19 protein-coding genes are annotated in these 19,492 nt (G+C 55.4%); 9 read left to right on the top strand and 10 right to left on the bottom strand.

Translation table 11 applies throughout. From position 1 onward, the window contains the following. Positions 1–2 precede the first annotated feature (2 nt). The 6 genes from bla to guaD form a co-directional block, all read right to left on the bottom strand. Positions 3–866 carry a class A beta-lactamase gene (gene bla / locus K6958_RS10350; protein WP_249894553.1) on the bottom strand — a complete coding sequence of 288 codons (864 nt, stop codon included), beginning with the start codon at positions 864–866 and terminating at the stop codon, positions 3–5. Between the two features lie 140 nt (positions 867–1,006). After that, positions 1,007–3,160 carry a peptidyl-dipeptidase Dcp gene (dcp, locus tag K6958_RS10345; RefSeq protein ID WP_249894552.1) on the bottom strand — a complete coding sequence of 718 codons (2,154 nt, stop codon included), beginning with the start codon at positions 3,158–3,160 and terminating at the stop codon, positions 1,007–1,009. Between the two features lie 49 nt (positions 3,161–3,209). Then, positions 3,210–4,001 (bottom strand): xanthine dehydrogenase accessory protein XdhC, encoded by a 792-nt coding sequence (xdhC, locus tag K6958_RS10340; RefSeq protein WP_249894551.1) that lies wholly within the window; start codon positions 3,999–4,001, stop codon positions 3,210–3,212. Continuing rightward, positions 3,988–6,354, bottom strand: coding sequence for a xanthine dehydrogenase molybdopterin binding subunit (gene xdhB / locus K6958_RS10335; RefSeq protein ID WP_249894550.1), 2,367 nt, complete (start codon positions 6,352–6,354; stop codon positions 3,988–3,990). The genes xdhC and xdhB overlap by 14 nt, the downstream gene beginning before the upstream one ends. Next, positions 6,344–7,786, bottom strand: coding sequence for a xanthine dehydrogenase small subunit (gene xdhA / locus K6958_RS10330; protein WP_249894549.1), 1,443 nt, complete (start codon positions 7,784–7,786; stop codon positions 6,344–6,346). Before xdhA ends, xdhB begins: the two co-directional genes overlap by 11 nt. Then, complete coding sequence (gene guaD / locus K6958_RS10325) at positions 7,783–9,111, bottom strand: guanine deaminase (RefSeq protein ID WP_249894548.1); 1,329 nt, start codon at positions 9,109–9,111, stop codon at positions 7,783–7,785. The genes xdhA and guaD overlap by 4 nt, the downstream gene beginning before the upstream one ends. A gap of 360 nt (positions 9,112–9,471) precedes the next feature. On the opposite strand from guaD, the gene ydfG reads away from it, so the two are divergent. Further along, the gene (gene ydfG / locus K6958_RS10320) at positions 9,472–10,221 is read left to right on the top strand and encodes a bifunctional NADP-dependent 3-hydroxy acid dehydrogenase/3-hydroxypropionate dehydrogenase YdfG (protein ID WP_249894547.1); all 750 of its coding nucleotides are present in this window, start codon (positions 9,472–9,474) and stop codon (positions 10,219–10,221) included. Positions 10,222–10,333: 112 nt separating this feature from the next. Here the strand turns inward: ydfG and K6958_RS10315 are convergent, their stop codons facing one another. Next, entirely contained in the window at positions 10,334–10,660 is a 327-nt protein-coding gene (locus K6958_RS10315) for a YnfA family protein (protein ID WP_249894546.1), read from the bottom strand. A gap of 121 nt (positions 10,661–10,781) precedes the next feature. Between K6958_RS10315 and K6958_RS10310 the strand changes: the two genes are divergently transcribed. The 4 genes from K6958_RS10310 (at position 10,782) to K6958_RS10295 (ending at position 13,263) form a co-directional block, all read left to right on the top strand. Next, entirely contained in the window at positions 10,782–11,129 is a 348-nt protein-coding gene (locus K6958_RS10310; protein WP_249894661.1) for a DUF1283 family protein, read from the top strand. A gap of 52 nt (positions 11,130–11,181) precedes the next feature. Further along, positions 11,182–11,478 (top strand): DUF1161 domain-containing protein, encoded by a 297-nt coding sequence (locus K6958_RS10305; protein ID WP_249894545.1) that lies wholly within the window; start codon positions 11,182–11,184, stop codon positions 11,476–11,478. A 414-nt stretch (positions 11,479–11,892) separates the two neighbouring features. Beyond that, entirely contained in the window at positions 11,893–12,453 is a 561-nt protein-coding gene (locus K6958_RS10300; protein ID WP_249894544.1) for a DUF3472 domain-containing protein, read from the top strand. Between the two features lie 42 nt (positions 12,454–12,495). Continuing rightward, positions 12,496–13,263, top strand: a complete 768-nt coding sequence (locus K6958_RS10295) for a hypothetical protein (protein ID WP_249894543.1) — start codon at positions 12,496–12,498, stop codon at positions 13,261–13,263. A 94-nt stretch (positions 13,264–13,357) separates the two neighbouring features. Here the strand turns inward: K6958_RS10295 and K6958_RS10290 are convergent, their stop codons facing one another. Both K6958_RS10290 and K6958_RS10285 read right to left on the bottom strand, forming a co-directional pair. Further along, positions 13,358–14,812, bottom strand: coding sequence for an MDR family MFS transporter (locus K6958_RS10290; protein WP_249894542.1), 1,455 nt, complete (start codon positions 14,810–14,812; stop codon positions 13,358–13,360). Between the two features lie 207 nt (positions 14,813–15,019). After that, positions 15,020–15,199: a hypothetical protein gene (locus tag K6958_RS10285; protein ID WP_249894541.1), complete on the bottom strand. Its 180-nt coding sequence runs from the start codon at positions 15,197–15,199 to the stop codon at positions 15,020–15,022. Here K6958_RS10285 and osmY point away from each other — a divergent pair. Genes osmY through osmV form a run of 4 tightly spaced genes read left to right on the top strand, consistent with a single transcriptional unit; the run spans position 15,194 to position 18,622 of the window. Continuing rightward, positions 15,194–15,907 carry an osmoprotectant ABC transporter permease OsmY gene (gene osmY, locus K6958_RS10280; protein ID WP_249894540.1) on the top strand — a complete coding sequence of 238 codons (714 nt, stop codon included), beginning with the start codon at positions 15,194–15,196 and terminating at the stop codon, positions 15,905–15,907. The two genes, K6958_RS10285 and osmY, sit on opposite strands and share 6 nt — an antisense overlap. Positions 15,908–15,931: 24 nt before the next feature. Then, positions 15,932–16,828, top strand: coding sequence for a glycine betaine ABC transporter substrate-binding protein (locus tag K6958_RS10275; RefSeq protein WP_249894660.1), 897 nt, complete (start codon positions 15,932–15,934; stop codon positions 16,826–16,828). A 10-nt stretch (positions 16,829–16,838) separates the two neighbouring features. Continuing rightward, a complete protein-coding gene (gene osmW / locus K6958_RS10270; RefSeq protein WP_249894539.1) occupies positions 16,839–17,486 on the top strand; it encodes an osmoprotectant ABC transporter permease OsmW in 648 nt (215 codons plus the stop codon). Beyond that, the gene (gene osmV / locus K6958_RS10265; protein ID WP_249894538.1) at positions 17,486–18,622 is read left to right on the top strand and encodes an osmoprotectant ABC transporter ATP-binding protein OsmV; all 1,137 of its coding nucleotides are present in this window, start codon (positions 17,486–17,488) and stop codon (positions 18,620–18,622) included. Before osmW ends, osmV begins: the two co-directional genes overlap by 1 nt. An 82-nt stretch (positions 18,623–18,704) precedes the next feature. Here the strand turns inward: osmV and bioD are convergent, their stop codons facing one another. After that, entirely contained in the window at positions 18,705–19,388 is a 684-nt protein-coding gene (bioD, locus tag K6958_RS10260; protein ID WP_249894537.1) for a dethiobiotin synthase, read from the bottom strand. Positions 19,389–19,492 lie beyond the last annotated feature (104 nt).

Genomic DNA, 19,492 nt, shown 5'->3' with positions numbered 1-19,492 from the left:
TCTCAGGGAAGCTCGGCAATGACCGCACGCGTGGCGGCTGCCAGCACCGCTTTATTATTCGCTGCCTTCTGCTGCGGCTGGGTAAAGTAGATGGCTAAAATTTTGGGCTGCCCGGTTGTCGGCCAGATCACCGCCAGATCGTTGGTGGTGCCATAATCGCCGGAGCCGGTCTTGTCGCCTATGCGCCAGTCAGCCGGTACGCCAGCACGAATGCTCTCATTGCCGGTGGTATTTTGCTGAAGCCAGCGGTTAAATAGCTGGCGCTGTTTAACTGGCAACGCGTCGCCCAGCGCCAGCTGATGCAAATTAGCCGCCATTGCCGCAGGCGTGCTGGTGTCGCGCTTATCCCCCGGAATGGCGGTATTTAACGCTGGCTCATTGCGATCGAGCTGCGTTAGCGGGTCGCCCAGCTGACGCGCCAGAGCGGTAACGCCCTGCGGACCGCCCAGCTCCTGCAATAAATAGTTGGCGGCCAGATTATCGCTGTATTCGATGGCGGCGGCACACAGTGCGGCGATAGTCATCGGCTTCCCAAACGATTCTCCGGTGACCGGCGTCCAGGGCACCTGATGCGGATTGTTAATTACCACTTTTTTCTCCAGCAGATCGGGCTGGCTGACGCTTTTATGCAGAATGGCCGCGACCGCCAGCGTTTTAAAGGTGCTGGTCATGGGAAAACGTTCATCGGCCCGATAGCCGTAGCGATGATTGCCATCAATCCATGCCACGCCGAGCCGCCCGCCGCTGGATTTCTCCAGCTCAGCCAGTTGTTGCGTCAGCGAAGCCTCGCTGCCCAGCGCGTTAGCCGTCCACAGAGACAATAATCCAGCCAGCAGTGAATAGCGCCATAACCGCGTTTTTTGCATTTGAAACATCCTGTTAAAGATAGCCCTGAAGATGAAGCATTATTGTACATTAAGTACCTGTTTTAGCCGCTATGTTCCGCGTGCGACAGGCGTAAAAAAAGGGCATCGCTGCCCTTTTCACTGGTTGATAAAGAAGAAGTTTACGGCGCTTCTTTCAGGCCACGGTTAATCAGCATCGGTTCGATTTCCGGATCGTGGCCGCGCCAGTCATGATAGAGCTGTTTAAGATCGCTGCTGTTACCGCGTGACAGGATCATATCGCGGAAGCGCTGGCCGTTTTCACGCGTCAGGCCGCCGTGCTCTTTAAACCAGGTGAAGCCGTCATCCGCCAGCATTTCGGTCCACAGATAGGCGTAATAGCCCGCCGCATAGCCGTTGCCCCAGATATGCTGGAAATAGCTGGAACGATAGCGCGGCGGCACCTGCGGCAAGTTGACCTTATCCTGCGCCAGCGCCTGCTGTTCAAAGGCGTCCACATCTGGCTGCGGCTTACCGGCGCTGAGGCTGTGCCAGTGCATATCCAGCAGCGCCGCCGCCAACAGTTCGGTCATGTCATAGCCTTTGTTAAACTTATCCGCCTTCAGGATCTTATCGTGTAGCGCCTGCGGCATGGGTTCACCGCTCTGATAGTGACGGGCAAAATGCTTAAACACCTTATCGTCGCTGGCCCAGTGCTCATTAAACTGCGACGGAAATTCTACAAAGTCACGAGGAGTGGCGGTGCCGGAGAGGCTCGGATATTGCTGATCGGCAAACATCCCATGCAGCGCATGACCAAACTCATGGAACATAGTGATGACATCGTCCCACGACAGCAGCGCCGGCTGTCCCGCCGCTGGTTTGCTAAAGTTAGCGACGTTATAAATCACCGGTTTAGTGCCCAGCAGCGTCGACTGATCGACGAAATTGCTCATCCACGCCCCGCCGCCTTTGTTATCACGCTTAAAGAAATCGGTATAGAACAGCGCCAGCGAGGCGCCATCCTTATCAAATACCTCATAGACGCGTACGTCAGGTTGATAAACCGGCAAATCTTTACGCTGCTTAAAGGTCAGCCCGTAAAGCTGGTTAGCAGCATAAAATACGCCGTTCTCCAGCACGTTGTTCAGTTCGAAATAGGGACGGATTTGCGATTCATCGAGATCGTATTTAGCACGACGTACCTGCTCGGCGTAAAAGGTCCAGTCCCAGGGCGCCAGCTTAAAGCCGCCCTGCTGCTTATCAATAACCGCCTGGATATCCGCCGCTTCGCGCTGCGCGCGCGCCGTGGCCGCCGGGACGATATCGCGCATAAAGTCGAGCGCCGCCTGCGGGGTTTTCGCCATCTGATCCTGCAATTTCCAGGCGGCGTAGCTATCAAAGCCCAGCAGCTTCGCCTGCTGTGCCCGCACCGCGGCCAGCCGCGCAATCAGCTGACGCGTATCGTTGGCGTCGCCTTTTTCCGCGCGCTGCCATGAGGCGTTAAACAGCGCTTCGCGCGTCTGGCGATTAGACAAGCTTTGCAGCTCCGGCTGCTGCGTGGTGTTTTGCAGCGCCAGCAGCCATTGGTGTTTCAAACCGCGCGCCTCGGCCGCTTCCGCCGCAGCGGCGATTTCGCCCTCGCTGAGCCCGGCCAGCGCCGCCTTATCTTTGACCACCAGACCACCCGCTTTGGTCGCCGCCAGCAGACGATTGGTAAACTGGGTGCTGAGCGTGGCCGCTTCCTGGTTCAGCGCCTTGAGTTCGGTTTTTTGCTCATCGCTCAGGCTGGCGCCGGCCAGCTGAAATGACTGCCAGGTCACCTCAACCAGACGACGGGACTCCGCATCCAGCTGGAGCTTATCGCGCTGCTGATAAATGCTGTCGAGGCGCGCAAAGAGTTTGCTGTTAAGGTGGATTTCATCATCCAGCGCCGCCAGTTTGGGCGCCATTGCTTCATCAATTTTTTGCAGTTCGTCATTCGTATTGGCCGAGGTCATCGCGCTAAACACGTTAAGTACGCGATTCAGCATCAGGCCGCTTTTTTCCAGCGCCACATAGGTATTTTCAAAGGTGGGCGGCTGCGAGTCGTTGGCGATGTGCGCCACTTCCTGCTGTTTCTCACGGATACCCGCTTCAATTGCGGGAAGATAGTCGCTGTCCTTGATACGATCGAAAGGCGGCGCCTGAAAAGGCAACGCGCTGGGCTGGCTAAAGGGATTCTGCTGTTCGCCGGACATGGTCTTCTCCTGATCGTGGTTAGCCGTCGCGTCGGCTGCCTGAGCGGCTCCGCTCAGCGCCAGGCTAATGGCTAAAAATAACACCGATAACCGCATATCCTTACTCTCCTGTTCCTTGCCTGTAAAGTCAGAATCATAAGCGCAGTTAAACGATGGTGCCAGCGTTCTGCGTCTGTTGATAAACGGCGATAATTTCCGCTGCGATAGCAACGGCGATTTCCGCCGGCAGTTTGCCGGTCACCTGCGGCAAACCTATTGGACAACGCAGACGCGTCAGCTGTTGCTGACTGAACCCTTTGCCGCTCAGGCGATATTCAAAGCGTTGGCGTTTGGTGCTGGAGCCGATCACGCCAGCGTAACGGTAATCGTTGCGGCGTAAAATAGCTTCGCATAGCGCTAAATCAAGCGGATGATGATGGGTCATCACCACAAAATAGCTCTCCGGCGGCAGCTGTTGCACATACTCTACCGGATCGTCAGTCTGGCAGACGGTGACGCCAGGCGGCACCTGGATGAACTGTTCAGCGCGCTGATCGATCCAGTGAATGTGACAGGGTAACGTCGCCAGCAGCGACACCAGCGCCTGTCCAACATGGCCTGCGCCGAAAACGGCAATCTGCGGCTGCACATAGAGCAGCGGCTCAAATAGAATGGTGCTGGCGCCGCCGCAGCACTGCCCAAGTCGGGCGCCAAGGCTGAACTGTTCGCTGTGCGGCTCTGCGCGCCCCTGTATCAGCAGGTTGCGCGCTATTTCAATACACTGGAATTCCAGATGTCCGCCGCCGATAGTCAGAAACTGCCGATCAGCCGTGACGATCATTTTACTCCCGCGATCGCGCGGCACCGACCCTCGTTCGTTCAGCACGGTAATCAGCACGCATGACTGCCGCTGCGCCCGCAGCTGCTGCAGCGTTTCAATCCATTCATGCGCCAGCATTTTTGTCTCCCGTTAGCCGGTCGACAGCCCAGAAGACCCGTTCCGGCGTGGCGGGCGTATCCAGATGCGGATGCAGACGATAATCAGCCACGCTGGCTATCGCGTCCTGCAACGCGATCCAGACGGAAATGCCCAGCATAAACGGCGGTTCGCCTACCGCTTTAGAATGAAACACCGTTTGCTGCGGGTTTTTACGGTTCTCGAGCAACTGCACGCGTAAATCTGCGGGCACGTCGCCAATCGTCGGGATCTTGTAGCTGGCCGGACCGTCAGTCATTAACCGACCCTGGCTATCCCATACCAGCTCTTCGCAGGTGAGCCAGCCCATGCCCTGTACAAAGCCGCCTTCCACCTGGCCCACATCAATAGCGGGATTCAGCGAAGCGCCGACATCATGCAAAATATCCGCGCGCAGCAGGCGATATTCGCCGGTTAAGGTGTCGATCAGCACTTCGCTACAGGCCGCGCCGTAAGAGAAATAGTAAAAAGGCTGGCCGCGCCCCGCTTCGCGATCGTAATGGATGCCGGGAACGCGATAGTAACCGGTAGCGGAGAGCGGCACCTGATTCAACCAGGCCAGCTGCGCAACCTGACTAAAGGTAAAATGCTGCTGTTTCACCCGCACGATACCGTTGCTGAAGCTGACCTCCTGCGCTTTGCATTGATGCAGGCGACACAGCATGTCCGTCAGGCGCTGGCGCAAAATTTCCGCCGCGTGCTGGGCGGCTTTGCCGTTAAGATCGGTACCGCTGGAGGCGGCCGTCGGCGAGGTATTGGGTACTTTACCGGTATCGGTGGCGGTAATGCGAATTGTGCTCACATCGATCTGTAAAACTTCCGCCACGATTTGCGCCACTTTGGTATGCAGCCCCTGGCCCATTTCGGTGCCGCCATGGTTCAGCTGAACGGTGCCGTCGGTATAAATCAGGATCAGCGCGCCAGCCTGATTGAGAAAGCTGGAGGTAAAAGAGATGCCAAATTTCACCGGCGTCAGTGCCAGACCGCGTTTCAGGATCGGGCTGGCGGCGTTAAACTGCCGTACCGCCTCCCGTCGAGCCTGATAATCCGCGCTCTGTTCCAGCTGGGTGGTAATCTCTTCCAGCAGGTTATCCTCTACCCGCTGGTGGTAATGAGTGATATTGCGCGTCTGCTGACCATAATAGTTGCGCTTACGCACCATCAGCGGGTCCAGCTGGCGATGGCGGGCAATCGCTTCGATAATTTGTTCTATCGCCACCATGCCCTGCGGGCCGCCGAAGCCGCGGTAAGCGGTATTGGAGGCGGTATGCGTACGGCAGCGGTAACCGGTAATGCGCGCGTCGCCAAGGTAATAGGCATTATCGGCGTGAAACATCGCGCGGTCGACAATCGAACCGGAAAGATCGAGCGAATAGCCGCAGTTGCCCGCCAGCTCGATATTGACCCCACAAAACAGCCCCTGATCATCGAAGCCGACGTCATAGCGCACAAAAAAAGGATGACGCTTGCCGGTAATGCGCATATCGTCACGACGCGCCAACCGCATTTTCGCCGGTCGCCCGGTTTTATGCGCCGCCAGCGCGCATAAACAGGCGACGCCCGCCGCCTGGGTTTCTTTACCGCCAAAACCGCCGCCCATCCGGCGCATATCGATGGTCACGTTATTCATCCCGATGCCCATCACCGAGGCGACCAGTTTCTGTACTTCGGTGGGGTTTTGCGTGGATGACCAGACCTGAAAAGAATGATCCTCGCCGGGCGCGACCAGCGCGATCTGGGTTTCCAGATAGAAGTGCTCTTGCCCGCCGATATGAAACGCGCCCTGGAGGCGATGCGGCGCATGTGCCAGCGCCGCATCGACGTCGCCGCGCTGATGGACGTGCGGCTCCTGGACAAAATGACGCTGTGCCAGCGCCATTTCCACATCAAGAATGGCGGGCAACGGCGCGTATGCAATGCGCGCCGCTTCCGCGCCCAGACGCGCCGCCTCTTCGCTTTCGGCCGCCACAACCAGCACTATTTGCCCGACATAACAGACCGTGTCGCGCGCCAGCAGCGGATCGCCGGGTTCCAGCGGGCCTATATCCAGTTCGCCAGGTACGTCGCGCCAGGTAAGTACCTCAATCACGCCGGGCACGGCATAGCAGGCGGCGGTATCGATATGCAAAATGCGCGCGTGCGCCTGGTCGCTCAGGCGCGGACACAGGTGTAGCAGGCCGGGAAAGGCTAACCGGTCATCAATATATTGCGCTTCGCCGGTCACATGCTTTTCCGCGCTCTCGTGGCGCTGATTACGGCCAACGCCGTTCTGTATGCCGGCCAGATACTGCGCCTCCAGCACCTCTTGCTCAACCGGCGGACGATTATGAGACATAGTGGGATACCTCGCTCACGGCCAGTTCGCCGTTCAGCTGATGGAAATAGCGGCGCAGCAAGTTTTTCGCCAGCTGCATACGCCAGGCGGCGCTGGCTCGCGCATCGCTTAACGGCTGAAAATCTTGCTCCAGCGCCCGGCAGGCGTTTTCCAGCGCGGCAGGTGTCAGCGCCTGGCCGATAAGCGCCGCTTCGCAGGCCGCGGCGCGACGCGGGATTTCCGCCATGCCGCCAAAGGCCAGGCGCGCTGCGGTAATCACCCCTTCAACACGTTTAATATTAAAAGCAGCGAACACAGCGGAAATATCATCCTCATGCCGTTTTGAGACTTTCCAGGCGCGAAAATCAGGTGACAGCGTCACTTTATCCAGGCGAATAGCGCGAATAAACTCGCCCGCTTCCAGCGACGTACGACGGTAGCCGAGAAAAAAACGATCGAGCGGTAGCTCTCGTAACCGATCGCCCCGCTGCAAAATCAGCGTTGCCTCCAGCGCCAGCAGCATGGGAGAGCAGTCGCCGATCGGCGAGGCGTTGGCGATGTTGCCACCCAGGGTGCCGCGATTACGGATCTGCAAGGAGGCAAAGCGATCCAGCATCTCGCTGAACGGCGGGAGACTGGCGCGCAGCCGCTGCTGACAAACGCTAAGCGGTATGGCAGCGCCGATAACGATCGCTTCCGGCGTTTCCTGCCACTGCTGTAACTCTTCGACCTGTTCCAGCGCAATCATCAGCGGCAGCTTTTGATACTGCTGGGTAATACGCAGTGTCAGGTCCGTCCCGCCTGCCAGCAGCTCTGCCTGCGGATTCGCCAGATAAAAACGTGCCAGCTGCGCGCAGGTTTTCGGAATGAAGCAGCGGCTGCTTTCCGTGACAACGTCACCTGGAATGTTTTGCTGCAACGCCTGCAGGCGGGCAACGGTCTCCTCTGCACGCTGACTAAAACTGTCCTCTTCCGGCTGTTCGCAGGCGATACGTGCCGCCTCGACAATCGGCCGGTAGCCGGTGCAGCGGCACAGATTGCCAGCCAGCGCGCTTTCAGCCCGCTGTGCATCCCAGCCGCTGCTATTTTTTTGCAGGGCGAACAGCGACATAACAAAACCCGGTGTACAAAAGCCGCACTGCGAAGCGTGGCTGTCCACCATTGCCTGTTGTACGCAGTGCAGCCGATCGCCCTGCTGGAGATCTTCTACGGTAATTAACTGCTTACCGTCCAGCGCGCCGATCGGCAACAGGCAGCTGTTAACCGTTTCATAACGCATTTTGCCCGCTACCACGCTGCCCAACGTCACGGTACAGGCGCCGCAATCGCCGGAGGCGCAGCCCTCTTTCGTGCCGCTACGCCCTTTGCGCTGGCGCAGATAATTCAGCACCGTCGTATTGGCATCAATCTGATGCTCGCTGACCAGCGTTTGATTAAGCAGAAATTGAATCATGCCCTCTCCCCGTGTTGTTGGCGCCAGGCGCACTGGCCGTTGATCCAGGTTTCGGCGATGGTGCGATCGTCACCCAGCGTCATTAATACAAAAAGCTTTTCCCAGATGTCGCGGCTGTTATGCCAGCGCATTTTCTGTAGCGGCGTCGCCGCTGGTTGCAGTACGACAAAATCCGCCTCTTTGCCGGGCATAAAGTTGCCGATCAGATGATCCAGGCTCAGCGCCCGGGCGCCGCCCAGCGTGGCGTGATAAAAGGCTTCGCTGGCGTGCAGCTTATAGTGCTGGAGCTGCCCCACTTTGTAGGCCTCGCCCAGCGTTTGCAGCAGGTTAAAGGTGGTGCCCGCGCCGATATCGGTGCCGATGCCGATTTTTATCTGCTCCTGCCAGCTGCGTTGTAAATTAAACAGCCCGCTGCCGAGAAACAGGTTCGAGGTGGGACAAAAGGCGATGGCGGAGTCAGTGTGATGCAGGCAGCGCCACTCTTCCGGCTGCAGATGTAAACAGTGGGCAAATACGCTGCGCGGGCCGGTGAGCTGATAGTGATGATAAACGTCCAGGTAGCCTGCCTGTTCCGGGAACAGTTTCTTTACCCATGCGACTTCCTGCGGGTTTTCCGCCAGGTGGGTATGGATCCAGGTGTCGGGAAACTCCTGATGCAGCTGCGTCACCTTTTCCAGCAGCGCTGGCGATGAAGTTGGCGCAAAACGAGGCGTCAGCGCGTAGCCCAGCCGGCCGCGTTTGTGCCAGCGCTGAATTAGCGCGCGCGTCTGCTGATAGCTCTGTTCCGCGCTTTCCAGCAGATAATCCGGCGCGTTGCGATCCATCATTACTTTACCGGCGATAATGCGCATCTCGCGCCGCTCTGCAGCCTGAAACAGCGCCTCAACCGATTCAGGATGTACGGTGCCGAAAATCAGCGCGCTGGTGGTGCCGTTGCTGAGCAGCTGCTGTAAAAAGAATTCCGACATTGCTGCCGCATGTTCAGCGGAATGGTATTGTCCCTCAGTCGGGAAGGTGTAGTTCTCCAGCCAGCTCAGTAGCTGTTCGCCAAAGGCGCCGACCATCTCGGTTTGCGGATAGTGAATATGGCAATCAATAAACCCCGGAACGATCAGGCTCCCGCGCCGATCCAGAACCGGGCATGCGATCGGCAAGGCGCCCTCCGCCTCCAGCCAGGGACGCAGGCTGACCACCTTGCCCGCGTTAATAAGTAACAGGCCATCTTCGATATAGCGCGCCTGCTGTTCGATTTTCTGCGGATCGCTGGCCGTGGCGGTAATATCAAAAAAACTGCTGCGAATAGCATACGTTTCGGTTGCTGACATAAGGCTTCCTTAACCTAAATTATCGTTATGGCAGGTGAGCGGATAATTAGCAAACTGCAAGAGTTATGCCAGCCGCTGATTTCGATAATCTTATTTGTAATCAACACATTAAATTAAGAACCCCCCCTCTACAGTGACCTAATCGATTGCGCAAACGCTTGCCTGCAGGGAGAAAACTTTAATTTCTTACGCCAGGTGAAAAACGGGCAAAAAAACAGCTGAACGGGTGCCTGCGCAGGCAAACTTTTGGTGCAGAGCGCACCAGTACGGGGCGTTTTATCCATCTTTAAGCGGTGCTGGGCAGCAGTAAAACGAAATGTTATGGTGATCGACCCGGAAAATCTGTTGAGGAACAGTGAGATGATCATTTGCGTTACCGGCGCGACCGCCGGTTTTGGTCAGGCCATCGCCCGTCGCTTTATTGCGGCAGGACATAAAGTAATCGCCACCGGACGTCGTCAGGAGCGCCTGGATGCGCTGAAGGCGGAGCTGGGAAATAACCTCTATACCCTGCAATTCGACGTGCGCGATCGCGCCGCGATGGATGCCGCGCTGGCGACGCTGCCCGCAGACTGGCAACAGATCGATATTCTGGTCAATAACGCCGGGCTGGCGCTGGGCGTTGAGCCTGCGCATCAGGCCAGTATCGAAGACTGGGAAACCATGATCGATACCAATAATAAAGGGCTGGTGTATATGACCCGCGCGCTGCTGCCCGGCATGGTCGAACGCAATACCGGCCATATTATTAACCTGGGTTCGGTTGCCGGTAACTGGCCTTACCTGGGCGGCAACGTTTATGGCGCAACCAAAGCTTTTGTTCGTCAGTTTAGTCTGAACTTACGTACCGATCTGCACGGCACCGCGCTGCGCGTTACGGATATCGAGCCAGGCCTGGTCGGCGGCACTGAGTTTTCCAACGTTCGTTTCAAAGGCGACGACAGCCGGGCGGAGAATGTCTATGCCGGTACCACCGCGCTGACGCCGGAAGATGTCACCGAGGCGGTCTACTGGGTAGCGACGCTGCCTGCGCATGTGAATATCAATACGCTGGAAATGATGCCGGTCAGCCAGACCACCGCCGGACTGAAAGTGGCTAAAGAGTCCTGATGCCGCGCCAGGCAACCGCCTGAGGCGGCAAACATCAAGTGTCTGACGTAGCCCGGTCGATGCGATCGGGCTTTGCGCAGGCGTTCAGCAGGCCAACCTTACCCTGCTGCCGTCAGGCCTTTCCCCATCCCGCCACGATAATCAACATGCCGCAAAAGGCCACCGCTGCGCCCAGCCAGTCGGTATAGCTGAGGCGCACGCCATCCACCCAGCGCAACCACAGCAGCGCCGTGACCACATATACGCCGCCGTAGGCGGCATAAACGCGCCCGCTGGCGGCCGGATGCAGCGTCAGAAGCCAGACAAATGCCGCAAGGCTCAGCGCAGCCGGAACCAACAGCAACACCGAGGCGCCCTTTTTCAGCCACAGCCAGGGAAGGAAACAGCCAATAATTTCCGCCAGCGCGGTAAGGAAAAACAGCAGCGTGGTTTTGATCATAAAAAAGCTTTCTCCAGGCTAAACGAAGCGCCTGGCTCGCTGGTGAGTAAATGATCGGCAATGATATACTAAAACCTGAGTCACCTCATGGCAGGTTGCCATGAAAGTTAAGGAACCGATGATGCAAACATTATCTAAACGTCTGGCTATCGCCCTGCTCCCGCTTACGCTGTTCAGCGCCCTGGCGCTCTCATCCGGCGCGGCGCAGGCGCGCACTGACCGCCTGGTCATTGAAAACGGCAATAACGCGTTAAGCAATGAAGAAGCGCGTCAGGATAAAGAACAATGGGATGACACGCGTATGCTGCGCAAAAAAGTGAACAGCCGCGTCGAAAAAGAGTTCGATAAAACCGATCGCGCGTTTGATACCCGCGACGCCTGTGAGAAAAGCTATAACGTTAACGCCTACTGGGAAGGCAATACGTTGCGCTGCCTGGATCGACGCACCGGACGTCCCGTCACGCCCTGATCGTACTTTACTGCTATAGTTACCGCTGGTTTTATTGCAAAAGGATGATGTGATGAGAGCGAAGAAGTGGATGTTAAGCGCCCTGCTGGTTGTTGCTCCGCTGGCTGCCCAGGCGTCGTGCGAGTCGGTAAAAGCGGATATTAGTCAGAAGATTATCAATAATGGCGTGCCTGAATCAGGCTTTACGCTGGATATTGTGCCTAACGATCAGGCTGACGCTGCCGGCGGTCAGGTGGTAGGCCATTGTGAAAACGATTCACAGAAAATTGTCTATAAACGCACTGGCGTCGACAGCGAAACTAACGTGCCTGCCGATGCCGGCACCACCCAGGACGCCCCTGCCTCCTGATCATCCTTAAGGCGCCTGAACAGGCGCCTGTTTTTTGCCTCACGCTCATACTCTTTCGGCCACGTCTTTATCCATCCATTAAATCCCTGCTTGTTTAAGTTAAACAGACAATTCCTGTACGTTCTGTATTGATACTGCGATAGGATTCCGTATAGTTGACAGGATATTTCCCTGATATCAGGAAGAACTAATCCGCAACGTCAAAAATAATAGTTTGATAAGTCAACAGCTATACTCCCTTATATAAAGATAAAATTATTTATACTATCTGGCATTCCATGGAGTTAAGTTTTTCTGTACGGTGCGATATTTTTTATGTTTAAATAAAATTGCTTGCAACACTGTTTAACTCAAAGCAATTTTTCATATTTTTCATGGGGCTTATTAATCCCGATTTTAGAAAAGGAATTCATAATGCTTAAAAATATTATAGCTGCATTACTTATTGGCGGTGGCTGTATCAGCAGTGCTTGCGCCATTACGCCTTCAGGAGGTTGGGAATTAAAAAATGAATCAATAAACGTTAAAGATTATTCCCTGCGTATCGATGTCGACCCAGGGGAGTATTACTCCAACGCGGGTTTCGCTCCCTCTTCTGTCTATTGGGCTGAATATGTTTCGTTTAATGAGGCGTCTGGAGGCTACCTGGGATTGCAGCGCGCCGGAGGTACAAAAATAGCCCTGGTCTCTTTTTGGGATGGTCTTGATGCTAAGTCGGGTAGGTTACCTGCTGTCGGCTGTTATGAGTTCGGTCCCTGCAGCAGTATAAAAGGCGATTATGACTGGAAGGTAGGACATAATTATCGCTTTCGCATAGAGGTAAGCCCGCAAACCGCCTCTGATGAGGCTGGAGACTGGTGGCAAATAACTTTAGCCGATCTAACATTGGGGACTATAGATATATTAGGCGAGATCAAGACGCCTAAATGGAAAGGGCTTAACCGCTCCAATGGCGTTTTTCTTGAATACTTTTAGGGGCCTTATGATTGTACGACATTAAGGCACGCCAGGGCGACAATGGGCCAAATAAAAGGAAATTATGGAAAAGACGCCGAGCTATTAGTGACAAATGACGATGCTTATGGCGAGCCGGATAATTGTGAACAAAGATATATTCTGCCCGGCATGACACCAAAGGATTATGGATCATCGTCCTGGGATACAAATGGCACGCTAACCTTACTGGGTAATAATTATAGAGGCATGCATCAGTGGGGAAGCTATCAGAAAATGGCCAATAAAGGCATGATGTTTGTTAAAAACCTTGATGATGCGGAACCCTATATTTATCAGGCTTTGCATGATGGCGTTTACGGCCCTCTCCCGCCGGAAGGAACTAATAACAGTGACTGGAAATCTATTGGTAAAGGTTACCCTATTATAAACGACCTGTTTTTTCGCAATCAGAAACTTTATGAGTGGTCTGAAAGGAATGAAGATAAGGTAAATATTGGCGATTATTTTATCTATCATAATCCCTATAATGATGACACTGAGTTTTTTAAACTGAAAAAAGCAGGAGCAGGCTATTTCCCTATAGATAAAGTAGATAATGAATACTGGCAATATGTCGGTAGATATCCGAAAAAGAACGAACCTCTATCTACTTCTGTTTCGCTCCCCGTGCATAAATGGGATGAGATGAATAGAACGGGGAAAAAAGGATGGCTCTATCAGGATGATTCAGCAGAACGCTATTTTATCTTAAAAGAAGATGGGAAATACTGGTACTATCCTACCCAGAAAGAGAATGAATGGTGGCAGTTTGTCAGTGAGCATCCTTAATAGCTGTAGAGTTTACAGTCGGTCATTTGTGCCGCTGTAAACTTTCTGTTATTTCAGGCGCTTTTCAGTTAGCGCCTGTTTTTTTAACTTTTCACTATTCCGGTCTGCGTCGCGGCATGCTCCAGGCGATAAACAGGCTGCCTGTGGCAATCACTAACGACACAATAAACACCCAATGTAGCGAAGCGGCGATTTGTAGCGTCATTTGCTGTAGCGTGCCGCCGTCTAACGCCTGCCGCTGCTCCGGCGACATAATTTGCTGTACCGGATCCCTGGCATCAGGCAGGCGCAATAGCAAATTATAATTCAGTACCGCGCCCATAATAGCTGTGCCCAGCGCCGATCCCAGCATCCGGCTAAACATAATTGAGGCGGTACAGATGCCGCGAATAGCGAAATCCGCGCTGTTCTGCACCGATACCAGAAAGGTGGTGCTGGTCATGCCCATGCCGGTGCCGATCACAAAGGCGGCAAAGCCCGCCTGCAGCAGGCTGCTGTTAGCATGCAGCGTCAGCAGCAGCGCGGTACCGGCAATCAATAACAGCGCGCCCAACTGTGCAGTAAAACGATAGGAGGTGCGTAACATCAGACGACCGCTCAGGGTACTGGCGAGCGGCCAGCCAATCGACATCATCGCCAGCGCGCTGCCCGCCTGCAGCGGCGAACCGCCGTTAATTCCCTGGATCCAGGTAGGCAAAAAGGCGCTGATGCCCATCATCGCCGCGCCGATGATCAAATTGCCCGCATTGCCGGCAACGATAACCCGGCTTTGCCAGATAGCGAGCGGAAACAGCGGCGCCTCGGCCTTTTTTTCATGGCGCAGCAGGATAAAACCGGCAATCAGCGCTACGGCCAGGAACAGCAGCAGCCAGTATCCCAGCGCCTCTGCCTGGAGCAGCGCAACCAGTAAGGCGCTTACGCTCAACATCAGCCAGGCGCTGCCAGAAACGTTAAGACGCTGCGCTGAGGGCTGTTGATGCGCAGGCAGCCAGCGTATCAGCATCAGCATAGAGATAATGCCCAGCGGTACGTTAACCCAGAAAACCAGCGACCAGCTGAAGTGTTGCACAATCCACGCGCCGGTTAGCGGCCCGATAATTGCCGCGACGCCCCAGACGCTGGAAAGCCAACCCTGAATGCCCGCCCGTTCGCGTGGCGAATAGATATCCGCAACGATAGTTGAGGTGATCGGCATAATCGCCCCGGCCCCTAACCCCTGAAAAGCGCGGAACAGAATCAACCAGGCCATACTCTGTGCCATGCCGCACAGCACCGAACCGAGTAAAAATAGTGAGGTTCCGATCAGGAACATCCGCTTGCGTCCCCACAGATCGGCCAGACGCCCGTAGATCGGCACGCTGACCGCCTGGGTGAGCAAATAAATGGAAAACACCCAGCCAAACTGCGAAAAGCCGCCAAGCTGAGCAATAATAGTCGGCATCGCCGTCGCAACGATGGTGACTTCGATCGCCGCCATAAACATCGCCAGCATACAGGCGATTAAGATCCAGTGACGATGCACGACCGTCTGATGTTGAGCTTCTGACATGTTATCCCTTCCTGTTAATGCACTAAGCGTAGCCCACCGCGTAACGCAGCGCGTAATCCTTTTTGTGACAGCGTCACGTAAAGGCCGCTATTGATATCTGCGGCGCGGAAACGGCTACCCATGCCCGCTGCGGGCGCCGCAGCCGAAAAACTATCCCGCTGATTTAGCCGCTAAAACTGGCGAACCTGCCTGAGCGCTGCTATAGCTTTAAGGCGCCGCGTTTGTTTTTGCTGATAAAGGCGTAAAAATCAGCACTTTATCTTTATCGTCCGGCTGCGCTGACGGGAGGCTGCCTCTCTCGGCGTGAAGCCCACGGATTAATATAACAATTGAGGCATCTTTCAGGATGCGCTTCAGGTCATCCCCAGGAGAACCTTGTTCATGCATGTTTCCCCCGCGATTAAGCGAACACTTCTGGCGCTACTGGTAATAGCGCTGGTGGCTGCGCTGTTGATTTACGGTGTCGGTCTTGAGGTGATTAAAGCGCGCCAGGTCGATTTAATTTACCTTGGCAGGCAACATCTCTGGCTGGTGGGCTGGTCTATGCTGTTCGCCCTGCTGGTCGGGATCCCCAGCGGTATTTTACTAAGCCGTCCTTATATGCGCCGCTGGGCGGAATATATTATGCAGATCTTTAACGTCGGCAACACGCTGCCGCCATTGGCGGTACTGGCGCTGGCGATGGTGGTAATCGGTATTGGCGACCGCCCGGCGATTATCGCCCTGTTTCTTGCTTCTCTGCTGCCCATTGTACGCAACACCTATGCCGGATTGATTGGCGTGCCGGAATCGCTGCTGGAAGCCGCCAACGGCATCGGCATGACTAAATGGCAGCGGCTGCGCCAGGTCGAGCTACCGAACGCCTGGCCGGTGATCCTTTCCGGGATCCGTATCGCCATGGCGATTAACGTTGGCACCGCTCCGCTGGCGTTCCTGATTGGTGCCAGCAGCTATGGCGAGCTGATCTTCCCCGGTATTTACCTCAACGACTTTCCCGTCCTGATTTTAGGCGCGGTGGCGACGGCGCTGTTTGCGCTGATTCTGGATATGCTGCTGGCGGCCCTGGGTCGCTGGTTAAGCCCACACGCGTTGTAAAGGAGCCTTATGACTATTGCTAAAATGACGCGCGTGCTGGGCATGCTGCTGGCGATGCTGTTACTCTGCCTTACCCATGCTCAGGCCGCGCCGATTACCATGGCCACTAAAGACTTTACCGAGCAGCATATTTTATCGGCGATGACCACCCTGTGGCTGAATAAGAAAGGCTTCGAGGTGATCCCAAAAACCAATATCCCGGTATCGATCGGACGTAACGCCATGCTGAACAAGCAGATCGATATGACCTGGGAATATACCGGCTCTTCGCTGATTATCTTTAACCATATAACTACCCGGATGACCTCGGAAGAAGCTTATCAAACGGTAAAGCGACTGGATGGCAAGCTGGGGCTGGTCTGGCTACATCCAGCGCCGATGAACAACACCTACGCCTTTGCCATGCAGCGTGAACGGGCCGAAAAAGAGCATATCGCCACCGTTTCCCAGCTGGTGGCGCGCATCGAGCAGATCCGTAAACAGGACCCGAAGCATAACTGGATGCTGGGTCTGGATTTGGAGTTCGCCGGCCGCTCCGATGGCCTGAAGCCGTTACAAAAACTTTATGGATTAACGCTCGATCGTCCGCAAATCCGGCAGATGGATCCCGGCCTGGTGTATAACGCCATTCGCGACGGCTTTGTCGATGCCGGGCTGGTTTACACTACTGACGGCCGGGTGAAAGGCTTCGATCTGAAAATTCTGGAGGATGATAAACATTTCTTCCCCAGCTATAACGTGACGCCGCTGGTGCGTAAAGAGGTGCTGGAAGCGAACCCGGGCCTGGCGGAGGCACTTAATCAGCTTTCCGCGCTGATCACCGATGATGTCATTACCGAACTGAATAAACGCGTCGATATTGATCATCAATCACCGCAGCAGGTCGCCCGCGATTTCCTGCAGTCTAAAGGCATGCTGTAAGGAGACGCTAATGGATACGATTCACTATATGATCGGCAACTGGCCTCACCTCGTCGCCCTCACCTGGCAACATCTGTGGTTGGTGCTGGTGGCGGTCGGTTGCGCCATTCTGGCCGGCGTGCCGCTGGGCATCTTGATTGTACGCTTTAAATGGCTGGCAACCCCGGTGCTGGGCGTGGCGACCATTGTGCTGACCATTCCCTCAATTGCGCTGTTTGGCCTGATGATCCCGCTTTTTTCGCTGATCGGCCAGGGCATCGGCGTGGTGCCGGCGATTACGGCAGTATTTCTCTATTCTCTGTTGCCTATTGTACGCAATACCCATACCGCGCTGGAAAGCATACCGCCCGGTCTGCGCGAAGCGGGCCGCGGTATCGGCATGACCTTTTGGCAGCGTCTGCGCTGGGTGGAAATCCCGCTGGCTCTGCCGGTAATTTTCGGCGGCATTCGTACGGCGGTAGTGATGAATGTCGGCGTGATGGCCATCGCGGCGGTCATCGGCGCTGGAGGTCTTGGCCTGCTGCTGTTGGATGGCATCAGCGGCAGCGATATTCGTATGCTGATCGCCGGCGCGCTGCTGATCTGCCTTTTGGCAATTATTCTTGACTGGCTGCTGCATCGGCTGCAGCTGGCGCTGACACCGAAGGGGATTCGATAATGATAAAACTGGAAAACCTGACTAAAACCTTCACTCAAAAGAATGGCACCACGCTTAACGCAGTAGATAATGTCAGCCTGCATGTGCCAGCTGGGGAAATGTGCGTGCTGCTTGGGCCGTCCGGCTGTGGCAAAACCACCACGCTGAAGATGATTAACCGCCTGATCCCGGCGACCAGCGGCAAAATTACCATTAACGGTGAAGATACCAGCACTCAGGATACCGTTACCCTGCGCCGCAATATCGGCTATGTGATTCAGCAGATCGGCCTGTTCCCCAATATGACGATTGAAGAAAATATCACCGTCGTGCCGCGGATGCTGGGCTGGGATAAAAAACGTTGCCGCGAGCGCGCCAGTGAACTGATGAGCATGGTGGCCCTCGATCCGCATAAGTTTTTACACCGCTATCCAAAAGAAATGTCCGGCGGGCAGCAGCAGCGCATCGGCGTTATCCGCGCCCTGGCGGCAGATCCGCCGGTTCTGCTGATGGACGAGCCTTTCGGCGCGGTCGATCCGATTAACCGCGAGTCGATTCAAAACGAATTCCTGGAAATGCAGCGCCAGTTAAAGAAAACCGTAATGCTGGTCAGTCACGATATCGATGAGGCGTTAAAGCTGGGCGATCGTATCGCCGTTTTCGGTCAGGGAAAAATTGTGCAGTGCGCCACGCCAGATGAACTGTTGGCGAAACCAGCCAATGAATTTGTCGGCTCTTTTGTTGGTCAGGATCGTACCCTGAAGCGTCTGCTGTTAGTGCAGGCGGGCGACGTAACCGATCAACAGCAAACTTTCACCGTTAAACGCGCCACGCCGTTGTCGGAAGCGTTTGTCATCATGGATGATAACGATATGCGCTCCATTACCGTAGTGGATAACGATGACCGCCCGCTGGGATTTGTGAAACGGCGTGAAGCGCGCGGTGCCAGCGGCTGTTGCGAAGAGAAGCTGCACAGCTTTACCGTAACCGGCAAGGCGGAAGAGAATCTGCGCGTGGTGCTGTCGAAGCTTTATGAACATAACCTGGTGTGGATGCCGATTGTGGATGAAGATGGCCGCTACAGCGGCGAAATTTCGCAGGACTATATTGCGGATTATCTCAGCTCAGGCCGTACGCGGCGCGCGCTCAGCCGCTAAAGGAAATACGCGCCGCAGGGCGCGTTAATGCCACTGCGCAGGACGTTGCTGTTGGAACGCCCTGCCTTTCGCTGCCTGAGACTCAGGCCACCGCCTGCGGCAAGGAGAGCGCCGACAGGTCGATATAGCCCGCCAGTTCGCGCTCTTCGGCGCGGGGTAAATAAGGCAGCTCGCCTAACAGCGGCGCCGGGATCTTCTCTTGCAGCACGTCAATAATTTCTGCGTAGTGCGCCAGCCCCGGATTGATTCGGTTCGCTACCCAACCCATCAGCGGCAGGCCGTCGTTAATAATTGCCTGCGCGGTTAGTAAGGCATGGCTAATGCAGCCCAGCTTTATGCCGACCACCAATACCACCGGCAGTTGTTCCTGGATAACCCAGTCAGATAACGGGCGTAGATCGTTCATCAGGCTACGCCAGCCGCCGGTTCCCTCAACCACCACCACGTCCGCCTGCGCCTCTAACAACTGCAGGCCGCTGCTCAGGCGCGCGTAGTTAATCGTTTCGCCGCGATGCGTGCTGATCTCATCCTCCAGCAGCGTCACGGGATTGATCGCTTCATAAGGCACATCAAGCGTGGAGGCGCGATGCAATATCAACGCATCTTTATTACGCAGCCCGTCCGCCGTCATCTGGCTGCTTTTTGCTACCGGTTTATACCCCACTACGGCCGGATGCGTCTCCGCCAGCTTTTGCATCAGGGCACGGGTAATAACTGTTTTACCGACGGCAGTATCCGTACCGGTAACGAAAAGACGACTCAGCATAGCAACACTCCGGCAGGCTGACGGCCTGAAATAGTTAAACTTTAATCATCGGTTTGTGTTGCACAGTGTAGGAAATCGCGCTTTTGCAGGGCTTGCGTTAGCGC

Origin of the sequence: Mixta hanseatica (genome assembly GCF_023517775.1) — a bacterium.
Classification (GTDB): domain Bacteria; phylum Pseudomonadota; class Gammaproteobacteria; order Enterobacterales; family Enterobacteriaceae; genus Mixta; species Mixta hanseatica.
Note: the sequence above shows the minus strand (reverse complement) of the source record. Positions and strands in the feature narration are given on the sequence as shown.